This is a genomic window from Sphingomonas sp. SRI_018, assembly GCF_057586275.1.
Genome location: NZ_JBYCZO010000001.1, coordinates 1,945,105 through 1,959,783, shown reverse-complemented (window position 1 = coordinate 1,959,783; position 14,679 = coordinate 1,945,105). Strand labels below are relative to the sequence as shown.

General features: G+C 68.0%; 14 protein-coding genes. 7 read left to right on the top strand and 7 right to left on the bottom strand.

The genetic code is table 11. The features are described from left to right. Positions 1 to 56: 56 nt before the first annotated feature. Entirely contained in the window at positions 57 to 1,232 is a 1,176-nt protein-coding gene (locus AC2YHA_RS09115) for an acetyl-CoA C-acetyltransferase (RefSeq protein ID WP_487401231.1), read from the bottom strand. Positions 1,233 to 1,359: 127 nt separating this feature from the next. After that, positions 1,360 to 2,424 (bottom strand): alpha/beta hydrolase, encoded by a 1,065-nt coding sequence (locus AC2YHA_RS09110; protein WP_487401230.1) that lies wholly within the window; start codon positions 2,422 to 2,424, stop codon positions 1,360 to 1,362. A 17-nt stretch (positions 2,425 to 2,441) separates the two neighbouring features. Between AC2YHA_RS09110 and phaR the strand changes: the two genes are divergently transcribed. Further along, positions 2,442 to 2,996, top strand: coding sequence for a polyhydroxyalkanoate synthesis repressor PhaR (phaR, locus tag AC2YHA_RS09105; RefSeq protein ID WP_487401229.1), 555 nt, complete (start codon positions 2,442 to 2,444; stop codon positions 2,994 to 2,996). Positions 2,997 to 3,054: 58 nt separating this feature from the next. On the opposite strand, the gene AC2YHA_RS09100 is transcribed toward phaR, so the two are convergent. From AC2YHA_RS09100 to AC2YHA_RS09090, 3 genes are read right to left on the bottom strand one after another with little or no spacing between them, the layout of a single operon-like run. Beyond that, a complete protein-coding gene (locus AC2YHA_RS09100; RefSeq protein ID WP_487401228.1) occupies positions 3,055 to 3,780 on the bottom strand; it encodes a class I SAM-dependent methyltransferase in 726 nt (241 codons plus the stop codon). After that, positions 3,777 to 4,454 carry a dienelactone hydrolase family protein gene (locus AC2YHA_RS09095; protein ID WP_487401227.1) on the bottom strand — a complete coding sequence of 226 codons (678 nt, stop codon included), beginning with the start codon at positions 4,452 to 4,454 and terminating at the stop codon, positions 3,777 to 3,779. Before AC2YHA_RS09095 ends, AC2YHA_RS09100 begins: the two co-directional genes overlap by 4 nt. Before the next feature lie 25 nt (positions 4,455 to 4,479). Continuing rightward, positions 4,480 to 4,905: a MarR family winged helix-turn-helix transcriptional regulator gene (locus AC2YHA_RS09090; protein WP_487401226.1), complete on the bottom strand. Its 426-nt coding sequence runs from the start codon at positions 4,903 to 4,905 to the stop codon at positions 4,480 to 4,482. Between the two features lie 204 nt (positions 4,906 to 5,109). Between AC2YHA_RS09090 and AC2YHA_RS09085 the strand changes: the two genes are divergently transcribed. From AC2YHA_RS09085 to AC2YHA_RS09065, 5 genes are all read left to right on the top strand, one after another. Continuing rightward, a complete protein-coding gene (locus AC2YHA_RS09085; RefSeq protein WP_487401727.1) occupies positions 5,110 to 5,658 on the top strand; it encodes a F0F1 ATP synthase subunit delta in 549 nt (182 codons plus the stop codon). 9 nt (positions 5,659 to 5,667) lie between these two features. Continuing rightward, on the top strand, positions 5,668 to 7,197 hold the full coding sequence (gene atpA, locus AC2YHA_RS09080) for a F0F1 ATP synthase subunit alpha (protein ID WP_233785702.1): 1,530 nt from the start codon (positions 5,668 to 5,670) through the stop codon (positions 7,195 to 7,197). Between the two features lie 98 nt (positions 7,198 to 7,295). Next, positions 7,296 to 8,180: a F0F1 ATP synthase subunit gamma gene (locus AC2YHA_RS09075; RefSeq protein WP_233785703.1), complete on the top strand. Its 885-nt coding sequence runs from the start codon at positions 7,296 to 7,298 to the stop codon at positions 8,178 to 8,180. Positions 8,181 to 8,282: 102 nt separating this feature from the next. Further along, positions 8,283 to 9,752 carry a F0F1 ATP synthase subunit beta gene (gene atpD, locus AC2YHA_RS09070; RefSeq protein WP_233785704.1) on the top strand — a complete coding sequence of 490 codons (1,470 nt, stop codon included), beginning with the start codon at positions 8,283 to 8,285 and terminating at the stop codon, positions 9,750 to 9,752. Positions 9,753 to 9,882: 130 nt separating this feature from the next. Further along, positions 9,883 to 10,137 (top strand): ATP synthase F1 subunit epsilon, encoded by a 255-nt coding sequence (locus AC2YHA_RS09065; RefSeq protein ID WP_233785705.1) that lies wholly within the window; start codon positions 9,883 to 9,885, stop codon positions 10,135 to 10,137. On the opposite strand, the gene AC2YHA_RS09060 is transcribed toward AC2YHA_RS09065, so the two are convergent. Then, positions 10,106 to 12,334 (bottom strand): hypothetical protein, encoded by a 2,229-nt coding sequence (locus AC2YHA_RS09060; protein ID WP_487401225.1) that lies wholly within the window; start codon positions 12,332 to 12,334, stop codon positions 10,106 to 10,108. The genes AC2YHA_RS09065 and AC2YHA_RS09060 overlap by 32 nt on opposite strands. A gap of 54 nt (positions 12,335 to 12,388) precedes the next feature. Next, positions 12,389 to 12,829 (bottom strand): DUF6265 family protein, encoded by a 441-nt coding sequence (locus AC2YHA_RS09055; RefSeq protein WP_233785707.1) that lies wholly within the window; start codon positions 12,827 to 12,829, stop codon positions 12,389 to 12,391. A 123-nt stretch (positions 12,830 to 12,952) separates the two neighbouring features. Here AC2YHA_RS09055 and AC2YHA_RS09050 point away from each other — a divergent pair, with 123 nt between their 5' ends. Next, complete coding sequence (locus tag AC2YHA_RS09050) at positions 12,953 to 14,503, top strand: TadA family conjugal transfer-associated ATPase (protein ID WP_233785708.1); 1,551 nt, start codon at positions 12,953 to 12,955, stop codon at positions 14,501 to 14,503. Positions 14,504 to 14,679 lie beyond the last annotated feature (176 nt).

Genomic DNA, 14,679 nt, shown 5'->3' with positions numbered 1-14,679 from the left:
CTTGCTCTGCATTTCAGTGACGCATTGTTAACTTCATTGCCACGCCGTTCCGTGGTTCAATCCCGCTCCACGCACATCGCGATGCCCATGCCGCCGCCGATGCACAGCGTCGCCAGTCCCTTCTTCGCGTCGCGCTTCTGCATCTCGTAGAGGAGCGTCGTCAGCACGCGCGCGCCGCTCGCACCGATCGGATGGCCGATCGCGATCGCGCCGCCGTTGACGTTGACGCGTTCGGCATCCCAGCCGAGTTCCTTGCCGACCGCCAGTGCCTGGGCGGCAAAGGCTTCATTGGCCTCGATGAGGTCGAGGTCGGCGATCGTCCAGCCGGCTTTCTCCAGCGCCTTCTTCGACGCCGGCACCGGGCCGATGCCCATGACCGACGGGTCGACGCCGGCCGAGGCCCAGCTCTTGATGCGGGCGAGCGGGGTGATGCCGCGCTTCGCGGCCTCATCGGCGCTCATCACCACCAGCGCGGCGGCGCCGTCGTTGAGGCCGCTGGCGTTGGCAGCGGTGACGGTGCCGTCCTTCTTGAAGGCGGGACGCAGGCCCGCAACGCTCTCCAGCGTCGCGCCCGAACGGATATATTCGTCGTTCTCAACGATGGTGTCGCCCTTGCGGCCCTTGACCGTCACCGCGGCGATCTCGTCCTTGAAGCGGCCCGCGTCGCGCGCCTTCTCGGCGAGGTTCTGCGAGCGCACCGCGAATTCATCCTGGTTCTCGCGAGTGATCTGGTACTCGGCCGCCAGATTCTCGGCGGTGATGCCCATGTGGTAGCCGTTGAAGACGTCGGTCAGGCCGTCCTTGATCATCGTGTCGACGAGGCTCAGGTCGCCCATCTTGGTGCCGGGGCGCAGCGTCTGCGCGTGCGGCGAGAGCGACATCGATTCCTGCCCGCCGGCGACGATGACCTTCGCATCACCGTTGGCGATCGACTGGAAGGCGAGCGCGACCGCGCGCAGGCCCGAGCCGCATACCTGGTTGACGCCCCAGGCCGGCACTTCCTTGGGGATGCCCGCGGCCATCGACGCCTGCCGCGCCGGGTTCTGGCCCTGGGCGGCGGTGAGCACCTGGCCCAGGATCACCTCATCCACGTCCGCGCCGGCGACTCCTGCCTGCTCCAGCGCCGCCTCGATCGCGACGCGGCCGAGCTCGTGCGCCGGCGTGGCGGCGAACGCGCCGAGGAAGGCGCCGACCGGCGTGCGCTTGGCGGCGGCGATGACGATGTCGGACATGGAGGGCTCCTGCTTGCGGACGGCATATTCCCGTTCGGATTGAGCTTGTCGAAGCCCTGTTCTTCTTTTCGGAAAGAAAGGGCAGCCCTTCGACAAGCTCAGGGCGAACGGGGAGGGATTCGGGCGCCTATCTAATGTCGGGAAGGGCGTTTAGCCAGCCGGCAAGCGGCTCCCAAAGCAGCGCCTTGGCGCGGCTGCCGACGACCATCCCGACATGGCCCGCACCGAGCTCGCGGCGGTCGGCGAAGCCGGCGCTGGTGGCGGCCGGGACGATCCGGTCGGTGAGCGAGACGAAATCCACCGCCGGGCAGGCGAGGGCAGCCGGGTCGACTGTCCGCCCCTCGATCGTCCAACGGCCTTCGCCGGGATCGTCGGCGGCGAAGAAGCGCTCGAACATCTGCCGCCCTGCTGCGAGCGTGAGCGGGGCGCCGGCGTTGGCCCAATCCTCGAGCCGGATGAATTCGGCCAGCGTCTCGTCATCGGCGGTGGCGAGCGCTTCGTATTTGGCGATGGTGCGAGCGGGATCGAGCCGCCAGAAGCCCGACTGCAGCACCTCCATCGGCACCAGCCCGAGCGTTTCGCAGGCCGGCTCGGCGGCGTGCCACAGGCCGGCGACCTCGGCGCGCGCCGCCTGGCTGAAACGCGAGAAGTGCCAGGGCGCGGCGATCAGCGCGAGCCCGCGCACCGGCAGTACCGACGCGGCGGCGACCGCAATCGTGCCGCCGAGGCAATAGCCGACCAGCACCGGCGGCTCCGCGAGCGAGCGCAGCATCGGCAGCAGCATCGCCTCGACATGGGCGGTGATGTCCTGCGCCCGCTCGGCGGGGACGGGATCTCCCCAGTCGACGAGCAACGTGCGGCGCCCCTGCGCGGCGATCCACCGCAGCAGCGAATTCGCAGGCGCGAGATCGAGCACGTGCGGCGGATTGATCAACGAGGGGACGAACACCACCGGCCGCCCTTCTCCGCCATAGTCGCGCAGACAGGCGCGTCCGGCGCGCGCGACCTCCGGCATAGGCACAGGGCGTGGATCGCGCTCGGCGCTCTGATAGCGGGCGAGACCCGCCAGCGCGGCGGCGCGCCGCTCCGGCGATTCGGCCGTTTCGCTGCGCAGCATGTCGAGGAACAGCGGCAGAGGCCGCGGACCGTGTTGCGGCGCGGAAAGGTTCGGTGGTATGTCCTGTTTCATCACTGCGGAGCAGCACCGTCATGAAAAAGTCTGCGCCGGGCAGCGGCCCGGTCATCATCAAGAAATACGCCAACCGGCGTCTCTACAACACCGAATCCTCGTCCTACATCACGCTCGAGCATCTCGCTGCGATGACCCGCGAAGGGCGCGACTTCAAGGTCGTCGACGCAAAGACCGAAGAGGATATTACGCACAATGTCCTCACCCAGATCATCATGGAGGAGGAAGCGCGGGGCCAGACGATGCTGCCGGTCAATTTCCTGCGCCAGCTGATCGCGCTCTATGGCGATTCGATGCAGGCGATGGTGCCGGGCTATCTCGAAGCGTCGATGGAGAGCTTCCGCCGCAATCACGAGCAGTTCAAGTCGGCGGTCGAGGGCGCCTTCGCCAACTCGCCCTTCGCCGAGATCGCCAAGCGCAACATGGCGATGTTCGAAGCGGCGACCCAGGCGTTCAAGCCGGCTGGAACCGGCCCGGCTTCGATCGCCAAGGCGCCCGAGGCCAGTAAGGACGACGAGATCGCGGCGCTCAAGGCTGAGCTCGCCAAGCTGCAGGACAAGGTCTCGAAGCTCTGAGGCGGGAGCGGTGCGGCGATAAGAGGGGCGATAGGCTTGTCGCGCGTGTGCCCCGTTCTCACTCGCTGTCGGCCTTGGCCCATTCCATGACGTGAAACCACGGCGCGTCGTCATATTGCGCGCGCCTGTCCGCTGGCCCGCCGGTCGCCGGCGGCTCGGCGAAATGGCGAAGCGTCAGGCCCGCGTCGAGCAGTAGCGTCATGTAGGTGGCCATCGGACGATGCCAGTTGCGGATGCGGATGCCGCGCCATTCGACCCAGCCCGACCGTTCGGTGAGATAGCCGCGGATCCGCTCTTCCTCCTCGGGCCGTTCGTCCGTGCCGACGATGGTCGCCGTGGTGAAGGCGTTGATATGGGCGATCAGCAGCGTGCCGCCGGGGCGCAGCACCCGCGCCATTTCCGGGATGGCAGCGCCGATGTCGGGGATGTCGATCAGCGTCAGATAGCTGACGACCAGGTCGAAGCTGGCATCGTCGAACGCGAGCCGCTCGGCGCGGCCGAGGCGGTAGTCGCCCTGGGGATCGCGCCGCCGCGCCTCGGCGAGCAACGCCTCGGCCGGATCGATGCCGATGGGCGCCATGCCTTCCGCGGCGAGCAGCCGGCAGAACCGTCCCTCGCCGCAGCCGACGTCGAGCGCGTTGGCGAAGCTGCGCCCGCGCACGCGCGCCAGCATCGCCGGATCGAGGACGTAACGTCGTCCGAACTCGTGCTCGCTGGCGAGGTCGTCGATCCAGGCCTGCGCCGAATCATCCCAACCGCCCAGATCGTCATCGGCAGGTGTCATCCGCCGTTCGCCAGGAACAGCTCGAGCGTACGTTGCCGGGCGAGGTCGGCGCTCGGCTCGTGATAGTCCTTGCGCCGGTCGGAGTTGAAGCCGTGGCCGGCGTCGTAGAGGTAGATGGTCGCATTGGCCGGGCGGCTGGCGATCAGCCGCTCGACTCCCGCGACCGGGATGCCGTGATCGAACCGGCCGAAATGGGCGATCGTCGGCACCTTGGGCGCCTCGCCCGAGTCCGGCACCAGCCGGCCATAGTAGCTGGATGCCGCGGCGATGCCCTGGAGCCGTGCCGCGGCGAGCCAGGCGACCGAGCCGCCGTAACAATAGCCGATGACGAACACCGGCCCTTTGTCGCGGAGCGCGTCGACGCAGGTCTGGACGTCGCTCAGCGACAGCTCGATCGGGTGCAGCGTGCGCGAGAGCTCGATCGCACGGTCGAGGTCGGCGCCGGTGTAGTCGGCCTCGAAGCCGGGATGCTCGCGGTCGAACAATGCGGGGGCGAGCACCTCGTAGCCCTCGGCGGCATAGTCGTCAGCGACGTCGCGGATATGGTCGGTGATGCCGAAGATCTCCTGCACCAGCACCAGCCCGCCGCGGCGATCGCCCGCGGGGTGGACGTGGTAGGCGCCGATCTCGGCGCCGTCGGCCATCGTCATGCGCTCCATCGTGCCGCTCGCCATCGTGCACTCTCCTTCGCGGCTTGCCTTATCGAAGGATGCGCTCCGCCGCGAGCCGCAGCGTCACGCGTTCCTGGGGCGTCAGTGCAGCGAACACCGCGGCGTCGCTCGCGTCGGCGATCTCGGCGAGCGCGGGCACCAGCTTCGCGCCTGCCCCGGTCAGCGCGACCATCTGGAAGCGGCGGTCGCCGCGTCCCTTGGCGCGTACCACCAGCGCCTTCGCTCGCAGGCGGTCGATCAGCTTGGTGACGGCGCCGCGGGTGAGGCCGATACGCTCCGCCAGCGCGCTCGGCGCCACCGGCCCCGAATCGTAGAGGGCACGCAGCAGGACCCACTCCGCCGCCGTCACCCCTCGGGTGGCGAGAGCGCGGGCGAGGTGTTGCGCGGCATGGTTCGACGCCAGCCGCAGCCAATGGCCGAGATGCGATTCGAGCGGGCTGATCGGTATGGCCATGGGCATTCTTCCTGTGGAGGCGGCCGTGCACTAAGTGAATCAGTTTCCTAGTCAACCATCGTCACTCGCCCGCTTGCATCGCCCGCAACCGCCTGCTAGGCGCCCGCCAACCCAGCGAGGGGCCGCTTCCGGCCTCTCTCCTCGCATGGGTCAACCTATTCTTCCCGAGAGGAAAGCGAGTCCGTGGAGAGTTCCACCGGAAACATCGGCGGCGATATCCAGGCGAGCCTCAGCGGGCGCTACGCCACCGCGCTGTTCGAGCTGGCCCGCGATGGCAAAGCGATCGACAAGGTCGAGGCGAGCCTCGCCACCGTGCGCGAGGCGCTGGCCGAATCGGCCGAGTTCCGCGCGCTCACCACCAGCCCGGTGATCGGCCGTGCCGACGCCGCCAAGGGCGTCGCCGCGGTCGCCAAGAAGCTCAAGCTCGACAAGACCACGACCAGCTTCCTGGGCGTGCTCGCCGAGAACCGCCGCCTCGCGCAGCTTCCGGCGATCATCCGCGCCTTCCGCGGCCTCGCCGCCCGCCACCGCGGCGAGACCACCGCCGAGGTCGTCTCCGCCCACCCGCTCACCGACGATCAGGTCGACGCGCTGAAGCAGCAGCTTCGCCAGCGCGTGGGCCGTGACGTCACCGTCGATCTCTCGGTCGATCCGTCGCTGCTCGGCGGCCTCACCGTCAAGATCGGCAGCCAGATGATCGACAGCTCGATCAAGACCCGTCTGAACTCCCTCGCGCACGCGATGAAAGGCTAAGGCACGAACATGGATATCCGCGCCGCAGAAATCTCGAAGGTCATCAAGGACCAGATCGCCAATTTCGGCACCGACGCCGAGGTCTCGGAGACCGGCCAGGTGCTGTCGGTCGGCGACGGCATCGCGCGCATCCACGGGCTCGACAACGTCCAGGCGGGCGAGATGGTCGAGTTCGCCAACGGCGTGCAGGGCATGGCGCTCAACCTCGAGGCCGACAACGTCGGCGTCGTGATCTTCGGCTCGGACGCCGAGATCCGCGAGGGCGACACCGTCAAGCGCACCGGCACCATCGTCGACGTGCCGGTCGGCAAGGGCCTGCTCGGCCGCGTCGTCGACGCGCTCGGCAACCCGATCGACGGCAAGGGCCCGATCGTCGCCGACAAGCGCAGCCGCGTCGAGGTCAAGGCGCCCGGCATCATCCCGAGGAAGTCGGTGAACGAGCCGATGCAGACCGGCCTCAAGGCGCTCGACGCGCTGGTGCCGGTCGGCCGCGGCCAGCGCGAGCTGATCATCGGCGACCGCCAGACCGGCAAGACCGCGGTCGCGATCGATACCTTCATCAACCAGAAGGGCGTCAACGCCGGCACCGACGAGGGCAAGAAGCTCTACTGCATCTACGTCGCGGTCGGTCAGAAGCGCTCGACCGTCGCGCAGATCGTCCGCCAGCTCGAGGAATCGGGGGCGATGGAATATTCCATCGTCGTCGCCGCGACCGCCTCGGAGCCGGCGCCGCTGCAGTTCCTCGCGCCCTACACCGGCTGCGCGATGGGCGAGTTCTTCCGCGACAACGGCATGCATGCCGTGATCGTCTACGACGACCTCTCCAAGCAGGCGGTCGCCTATCGCCAGATGTCGCTGCTGCTGCGCCGTCCGCCGGGCCGCGAGGCCTATCCGGGCGACGTCTTCTATCTCCACAGCCGCCTGCTCGAGCGCGCGGCGAAGATGAACGACGAGAACGGCAACGGCTCGCTGACCGCGCTGCCGATCATCGAGACCCAGGCGGGCGACGTGTCGGCCTATATCCCGACCAACGTGATCTCGATCACCGACGGCCAGATCTTCCTCGAGACCGACCTGTTCTTCGCGGGCATCCGTCCGGCGATCAACGTCGGCCTGTCGGTGAGCCGCGTCGGTTCGGCCGCGCAGACCAAGGCGATGAAGAAGGTCGCCGGCTCGATCAAGCTCGAGCTCGCCCAGTATCGCGAGATGGCGGCGTTCGCGCAGTTCGGCTCGGACCTCGACGCCTCGACGCAGAAGCTGCTGAACCGCGGCGCGCGCCTGACCGAGCTGCTCAAGCAGCCGCAGTTCAACCCGATGCCGTTCGAGGAGCAGGTCGCCTCGATCTTCGCCGGCACCCAGGGGTATCTGGACGGCATCGCGGTGCAGGACGTGGTCCGCTACGAGGCGGCGATGCTTGCCGACCTGCGCGCCAATCACGCCGAGGTGCTCGCGGGCATCCGCGACACCAAGGACTTGGGCGACGACCTCAAGGCGAAGCTCAAGGACGCGCTCGACGCGTTCGCGAAGACGTTTGCGTAAGCTCTGAACGGGGAAGGGTGTGCCCTTCCCCGTTCGTGTCGAGCGACGTCGAGACACGTTCCTCGACTTCGCTCGGAACGAACGGAAGTTGACAGTCGATGGCCTCTCTCAAGGCGTTGAAAATCCGGATCAACTCGGTCAAGTCGACCCAGAAGATCACCAAGGCGATGAAGATGGTCGCCGCCGCCAAGCTGCGCCGTGCGCAGGAGGCGGCCGAGGCCGGGCGTCCCTATGCCGAGCGGCTGGAGCGCGTCGTCGCCAGCCTCGCCAGCCGGGTGACGGTGAGCGAGTCGAGCCCCAAGCTGCTCGCGGGCACCGGCAAGGACCAGGTCCACCTGCTGGTCGTCGCGACCAGCGACCGCGGCCTCGCCGGCGCGTTCAACACCAACATCGCCCGTCTCGCCCGCCGCCGCGCCGAGGAGCTGATCGCCGAGGGCAAGACGGTCAAGTTCTACACGATCGGCCGCAAGGGCCGCGCGGTGCTCAACCGCCAGCATCGCGACCGCATGGCGCACGGGATCGAGCCGGGCGACCTCGGCAAGCTGAGCTTCGCCGACGCGCGCGGTTATGCGGACGACCTGATCGCCCGCTTCGAGGCCGGCGAGTTCGACGTCGCGCACCTGTTCTACTCGCATTTCAAGTCGGTGCTGACGCAGGAGCCGACCGAGCAGCAGATCATCCCGGTCGCCGTCCCGGCGGATACCCGCGCCAATGCTGACAGCGGCATGGCGGCGGTGACCTATGAGCCAGACGAGGAGTCGATCCTCGCCGACCTGCTGCCGCGCAACGTCGCGATCCAGCTTTACCGCGCGATGCGCGAGAACGCCGCGTCGGAGCAGGGCAGCAAGATGACGGCGATGGACAATGCGACCCGCAACGCCGGCGACCTCATCAACCGGCTCACCATCCAGTACAACCGCACCCGCCAGGCCGCGATCACGACCGAGCTGGTGGAGATCATTTCCGGGGCTGAGGCCCTTTAAGCCCTGCTGTTCCCCGGCGAAGGCCGGGGCCCAGCACCGGGCCGTATGCAGCTGGACCCCGGCCTTCGCCGGGGAACATGAAAGAAGAAGGCAGAAGGTAACATGGCCACCGCCGCAACTCTCGACCGCCCCGTGGGCAGCAACAACGTCGGCCGCATCAGCCAGGTGATCGGCGCCGTCGTCGACGTGAGCTTCGACAATGAACTGCCGGCGATCCTGTCGGCGCTGGAGACCGACAACAACGGCCAGAAGCTGGTCCTGGAGGTCGCGCAGCACCTGGGCGAGAACACCGTCCGCACCATCGCGATGGACTCGACCGAGGGCCTGACCCGCGGTCAGCAGGTCACCGACACCGGCGGCCAGATCCGCGTGCCGGTCGGCCCGGCCACGCTCGGCCGCATCCTCAACGTCGTCGGCGAGCCGATCGACGAGCGTGGCCCGGTCGGCACGGACCTCCGCGCCCCGATCCACGCCAAGGCCCCCGAGTTCGTCGACCAGTCGACCGAAGCCTCGATCCTGGTCACCGGCATCAAGGTCATCGACCTGCTCGCGCCCTACGCCAAGGGTGGCAAGATCGGCCTGTTCGGCGGCGCCGGCGTCGGCAAGACCGTGCTGATCCAGGAGCTGATCAACAACATCGCCAAGGGCCATGGCGGCACCTCGGTGTTCGCGGGCGTCGGCGAGCGCACCCGCGAGGGCAACGACCTCTATCACGAGTTCCTCGATGCGGGCGTCATCGCCAAGGACGCCGACGGCAACGCGATCTCCGAGGGCTCGAAGGTGGCGCTGGTCTATGGCCAGATGAACGAGCCGCCGGGCGCCCGCGCGCGCGTCGCGCTGTCGGGCCTGACGATCGCGGAGTATTTCCGCGACCAGGAGGGCCAGGACGTGCTCTTCTTCGTCGACAACATCTTCCGCTTCACCCAGGCGGGCTCGGAAGTGTCGGCGCTGCTCGGCCGTATCCCGTCGGCGGTGGGCTACCAGCCGACGCTGTCGACCGACATGGGCGCGCTGCAGGAGCGCATCACCTCGACCAACAAGGGCTCGATCACCTCGGTGCAGGCGATCTACGTGCCTGCGGACGACCTCACCGATCCGGCGCCGGCGACCTCGTTCGCCCACCTGGACGCCACCACCGTGCTGTCGCGCGCCATCTCGGAGCTCGGCATCTATCCGGCGGTGGACCCGCTCGACTCGACCAGCCGCGTGCTCGAGCCGCGCGTCGTCGGCCAGGAGCATTACGAGACCGCGCGCGCCGTCCAGTCGATCCTGCAGAAGTACAAGTCGCTGCAGGACATCATCGCCATCCTGGGCATGGACGAGCTGTCGGAAGAGGACAAGCTGACCGTCGCCCGCGCGCGCAAGATCCAGCGCTTCCTCTCGCAGCCGTTCCACGTCGCCGAGGTGTTCACCGGCATCCCGGGCAAGTTCGTGCAGATCGAGGACACCATCAAGTCGTTCAAGGCGGTGGTCGACGGCGAGTACGATCACCTGCCCGAGGCCGCCTTCTACATGGTCGGCGGCATCGAGGAAGCGGTCGAGAAGGCCAAGAAACTGGCCGACGCGGCGTAACCAACAATAGCCCTCTCCCCTTTTGGGGAGAGGGTTGGGAGAGGGGGCGGAGTCTCACCGAGAGCGTCGCTCGCGGCACTGCCCCTCTCCCCGGCCCTCTCCCCAAAGGGGAGAGGGGGAAGGTAAGGAAATGCTCCACTTCGAACTCGTCACGCCCGAGAAGCTGGTCCGCTCCGAGGACGTCTACATGGTCGTCGTGCCCGGCACCGAGGGCGACTTCGGCGTGCTGGAGGGCCATGCCCCGATCATGTCGACCGTCCGCGACGGCGAGATCGCGGTCTACAAGAGCCAGGGTGCCACGCCCGAGACGATCGCGGTCGAAGGCGGCTTCGCCGAGGTGAACGGCATGGGCCTCATCGTCCTCGCCGAGCGCGCTTCGGCCTGACCTCCCAGATCACGTCCACCGGCTCGCCGGCGGGCACCGCATATTCGATCCGGCCGGCTTCGGTGGCGGCCGGATCGAGCGTCTTCCCGAGTGTCACCACCCTGAGCTCGGGCAGCCTGCGCCGCGGCAGGCGTACCACCGACAGCCGGGCCTCCGTTCCCGGCGCTCCCACCGTCGTCATCCGCACCACGCCTTCGCCGAGCCGGTCGCTGCTCGCGAGGAAATGGTCGCAGGTGAGCCGGAACGGCGCGCCCTCGATCGTGTGGACCGTCCGTGACGTGAAGACGAAGGCGGCGCCCGCGCCGTAGATCTCCTGCCCGACCTGTCCGGCCGGCTGGCCGTCGATGTAGAGGTCTTCGACCGGGAAGGAGAGCTTGCGGTCGATGTGGCCGTTGCGAATGCCTTCCTTGGCGACGGCCTCGGGCGGCAGGGCGTCGGGATAATAATACCAGGCCCGCGATAGCGCGTAGCAGCAGTAATCGACCACCAGCCGCCGCGCCGCCGGATCGAGCGCGGTGTTGGCGTTCAAGAGCAGCTGCTCGAACGCCGCGAAGGAATCGAAGCATTCGTACATCGCCATGTACGGACCATCGTGCAGCGCGCTGACGCCGAGGAAGTTGGTGTAATGCCGCGCATTGGCGATGTTCGATTCCCACAATGCCGCATTGTGGAAGAAGCTGGCGAGGAAGGTGTGCGCCTGCTTCATGTAGCGCGCGTCGCCGGTGATCACCGCCAGCCGCGCACAGGCCGCCGCGCCCCAGGCGGTGAGGTTCGCCTGATAGTTGAGCTCGAAGCGCATGTCGCGCGTCGCATCGAGCGCCGCCCGCGCTTCGTCGATGAAGCGGTCCTCGCCGGTGAGCTCATAGCCCTGCAGCATGACATAGGCATAGAGCCCGCCGACGTCGGTCTGCCCCAGACCCTCATCGTCGCGCGCCTCGGTGATCACCGAGAGATCGGTGACGTCGTACTGGATCGGCCAGATATACTTGAAATGCCGCGCAGCGCGGACGGCATAGTCGATCGAGCCGAGGAACAGCTTTCTCGCCTGCCTGTCGCCGTCGAGCGCCAGCCGGCCGAGCTTCTGCATCGGATGATAGAGGTACCAGCTGTCGACCGCATCGGCATTCTTGTCGTCGCCGACGTTGGGCAGATAGCGGCGCAGCGTCTTGAGCTTGGCGTCGTAGAAGCGCGGCATGCCCGCGGCGAGCTCGGCCTGGAGCGGCACCGGCCGCTTCAGCCATGCGGCATAATCGGCGAGCGAGGCGACCGTCACGGCCTGCACCATCGAGTCGGGGTATTCGGTGGCGGTGTAGGGATGGATGTAGCGGTGCCCGTACTGGCGGATCGTCGCCTTGGGGGAATTGGCGAGATCCTTCAGCGTGCGCTCGGCGCGGGCAGCCCAGTCGTGCCAGCGCCGTTCTGGCTTCTCGATCCGCTCATAGGCCTCGCCGAGCATCTGGAGGAAAGCGATGGCGCTGCTATGTTCGCCGGGTTCGGTGCGCTCGCGTAGCACCAGCAGCGCGTCGGACAGCGTCACGGGCTTGTCCGCGGCAAGCACCGGCTCGTCGTTGCCGACGGTCCGCTCGACGGGTGCGAGATAGCCGAGCTCGGGCCAGGCGCCGCCGACCGCGCCGTCGGGCTTGGTGCCGGTCGCCTGGAAATAGCCGTCGAGCGCGGTCAGGTTCTGAAGATAGAGGAAGTCACCGAACCCAGGCTCGTCGAGGCGCCCGAACACCAGGCCGGTGTTGAGTCCGCGCTGCGCCGCCTTGACCTCGCCCCTCGCCCGGGCGGGGTCGCCATCCGCGCCGAATACGACCAGGTCGCGGCCTAATACCGGCGGCGCCAGCGGAGCGGCGGGGGTGAGCATCAGGGTCGAGCGCAGCGCCGGCATCGCGCCCGGCTCGACCCGCACGGTCGCCTCGAACCGGCCCGCGACGGTGTCGGCGCGGCAGGTGAGCGTCTCACCCTCCTCGACCGTCACCTCGCCAAGCGGTCCGGCCGGCGCGCGCATGACGCGGAGCGCCACGCCGCCGCGCTCGCCCTGCACGACCAGCCACAGCGATTCATCCGAACGGCGCAGCTCGACATCGAGCGCGTCGAGCGAGCGGTGCCACAGCCGCTTCGACCCGCGCCGGGTCAGCTCCTCGGCCAAAGCCAGCGAATCCGACGTGAGCACCGCCGCCTTGGCCACCGTCATCCGCGCACCTCCGGGTTCGGCAGGTGCAACGCCGCATCGCTTGACCGGTTGCGTTCAGGGGCGGCGATAATGCCAGCGCATCGCCTTGCTGCCGTCGGCGAGCGAGATCTCCGCGAGCAGATCGGCGCCCTCGCGCCAGTAGCGGATACGCTGCGGATAATCGTGCGCCGGATTGGCGAAGACGACCTCGGTCGCGCTCGCCGACACCAGCGGAAATGGGGAGGGCGCGCGTCCCTTCGGCGACGCCCAGAAGGTGAGCCTGCCCGCCTCGTCGGGCGCGATCCGCGCCAGTTCCCAGATCTGCAAGGTCTCGCCCTTGCCGCTCCGCGACACGCCGATCATCATGCCGGCGCGAGGCGACAGCCAGCTTTCCTCGGTCCAGCCGGCCTCTGTCTCTTCGACCCAGTGGCCGGCCATCCAATCGGGCAGCTTCACCGTGTCGGGTGCGGCTCCGATCAGCATCGCCGTCGCTGCGACGATCATTCCGTATCGCATAGCCCCTCCTGCGATCGCCCGCCGCCATCATAGCAGCGGCGCCGGAACGTGGTTAGGCAATTATCAAGCCTTCCCGCCTAACCCTTCCGCCCGGATACGGGCCTTGCCCGCGTGAGGGGTGGAATGAGCGCTTTCGGTCGACGCAATGGTTTGAGCAGCGGTGCGCCGGGGACGCGCCCCGCTTTTGGTGTGGCACGGCCGATGCAGGGGAGCGGATCGCGCCCGTCGGCCGAGCCGGAAGGCGGAGAGCAGTTCCCACCGATCGCCGGCGCGCCGCTGCCGACGCAGAGCCTCGAAAGCGAGACGCTGGCCGCCGTCACCGCCGCGTCCAGCCCCGGCAGCGAGGCGATGCAACGGCTTGCCGACCGCGTCGCCGCCTCCGCCGAGCAGGGCAGCTCGCGCACCGAGGGCTTCGAGGCGTCGATCCACCGCATCAAGGAACAGGTGCTGCCCCGCCTGCTGGAGCGCGTCGATCCCGAGGCGGCGGCGACGCTGGGCAAGGACGAGCTTGCCGAGGAATTCCGCCCGATCATCGGCGAGGTGCTCGCCGAACTGAAGCTGACGCTCAACCGGCGCGAGCAGTTCGCGTTGGAGAAGGTGCTGGTCGACGAGCTGCTCGGCCTCGGCCCGCTCGAGGAGCTTCTCGCCGATCCGGCGGTCAGCGACATCATGGTCAACGGCCCCGACCAGACCTTCGTCGAGCGCAAGGGCAAGCTCGAGCTCGCCAACATCCAGTTCCGCGACGAGGAGCATCTGTTCCAGATCGCGCAGCGCATCTGCAACTCGGTCGGCCGCCGCGTCGATCAGACCACGCCGCTCGCCGACGCCCGCCTCAAGGACGGCAGCCGCGTCAACGTGATCGTGCCGCCGCTCTCCTTGCGCGGCACCGCCATCTCGATCCGCAAATTCTCCGACAAGCCGATCACGCTCGACATGATGGCGAACTGGGGGTCGATGTCGCAGAAGATGGCGACCTGCCTCAAGATCGCCGGGGCGAGCCGGTTCAACGTCGTCATTTCCGGCGGCACCGGTTCGGGCAAGACGACGATGCTCAATGCCCTGTCGAAGATGATCGATCCGGGCGAGCGTGTGCTGACGATCGAGGACGCCGCCGAGCTCCGCCTGCAGCAGCCGCACTGGCTGCCGCTCGAGACGCGTCCGCCGAACCTGGAAGGGCAGGGCGAGATCACCATCCGCGACCTCGTCAAGAACGCGCTGCGTATGCGCCCGGATCGTATCATCCTGGGCGAGATCCGCGGCAGCGAGTGTTTCGACCTGCTCGCCGCAATGAACACCGGTCACGACGGATCGATGTGCACGCTCCACTCCAACAGCCCACGCGAATGCCTGGGCCGTATGGAGAACATGGTGATGATGGGCGATATCAAGATCCCGAAGGAGGCGATCAGCCGCCAGATCGCCGATTCGGTCGACATGATCGTGCAGGTGAAGCGCCTGCGCGACGGCAGCCGCCGCGTCACCAACATCACCGAGGTGATCGGGATGGAGGGGCCGGTGATCGTCACGCAGGAGCTGTTCAAGTTCGAGTATCTGGACGAGAGCGCGGACGGCAAGATCGTCGGTGAGTACCGCTCGATGGGCCTTCGCCCCTACACGCTCGACAAGGCGCGCCAGTTCGGCTTCGACCAGGCGATGCTGGAGGCATGTCTGTAACCGAAACCGCTCTCCCTTTGGGAGAGGGAGGGGCCCGCTCGGGCGTAGCCCGAGTGGGAGGGTGAGGGCGACCACGCTGGCCGCAGCCGCCCTCACCCTCCCGCGCCTCCGGCGCTCCTTCCCTCTCCCAAAGGGAGAGGGACAGTATGATGGCGACTCGCGTGAAAACGCGCTAA

Excerpts from the sequence above, each read along its gene's own strand:
- AC2YHA_RS09115 (WP_487401231.1), bottom strand. The coding sequence starts at position 1,232 with ATGTCCGACATCGTCATCGCCGCCGCCAAGCGCACGCCGGTCGGCGCC.
- phaR (WP_487401229.1), top strand. The coding sequence starts at position 2,442 with ATGAAAAAGTCTGCGCCGGGCAGCGGCCCGGTCATCATCAAGAAATAC.
- AC2YHA_RS09100 (WP_487401228.1), bottom strand. The coding sequence starts at position 3,780 with ATGACACCTGCCGATGACGATCTGGGCGGTTGGGATGATTCGGCGCAG.
- AC2YHA_RS09095 (WP_487401227.1), bottom strand. The coding sequence starts at position 4,454 with ATGGCGAGCGGCACGATGGAGCGCATGACGATGGCCGACGGCGCCGAG.
- AC2YHA_RS09090 (WP_487401226.1), bottom strand. The coding sequence starts at position 4,905 with ATGGCCATACCGATCAGCCCGCTCGAATCGCATCTCGGCCATTGGCTG.
- atpA (WP_233785702.1), top strand. The coding sequence starts at position 5,668 with ATGGATATCCGCGCCGCAGAAATCTCGAAGGTCATCAAGGACCAGATC.
- AC2YHA_RS09075 (WP_233785703.1), top strand. The coding sequence starts at position 7,296 with ATGGCCTCTCTCAAGGCGTTGAAAATCCGGATCAACTCGGTCAAGTCG.
- atpD (WP_233785704.1), top strand. The coding sequence starts at position 8,283 with ATGGCCACCGCCGCAACTCTCGACCGCCCCGTGGGCAGCAACAACGTC.
- AC2YHA_RS09065 (WP_233785705.1), top strand. The coding sequence starts at position 9,883 with ATGCTCCACTTCGAACTCGTCACGCCCGAGAAGCTGGTCCGCTCCGAG.
- AC2YHA_RS09060 (WP_487401225.1), bottom strand. The coding sequence starts at position 12,334 with ATGACGGTGGCCAAGGCGGCGGTGCTCACGTCGGATTCGCTGGCTTTG.
- AC2YHA_RS09055 (WP_233785707.1), bottom strand. The coding sequence starts at position 12,829 with ATGCGATACGGAATGATCGTCGCAGCGACGGCGATGCTGATCGGAGCC.
- AC2YHA_RS09050 (WP_233785708.1), top strand. The coding sequence starts at position 12,953 with ATGAGCGCTTTCGGTCGACGCAATGGTTTGAGCAGCGGTGCGCCGGGG.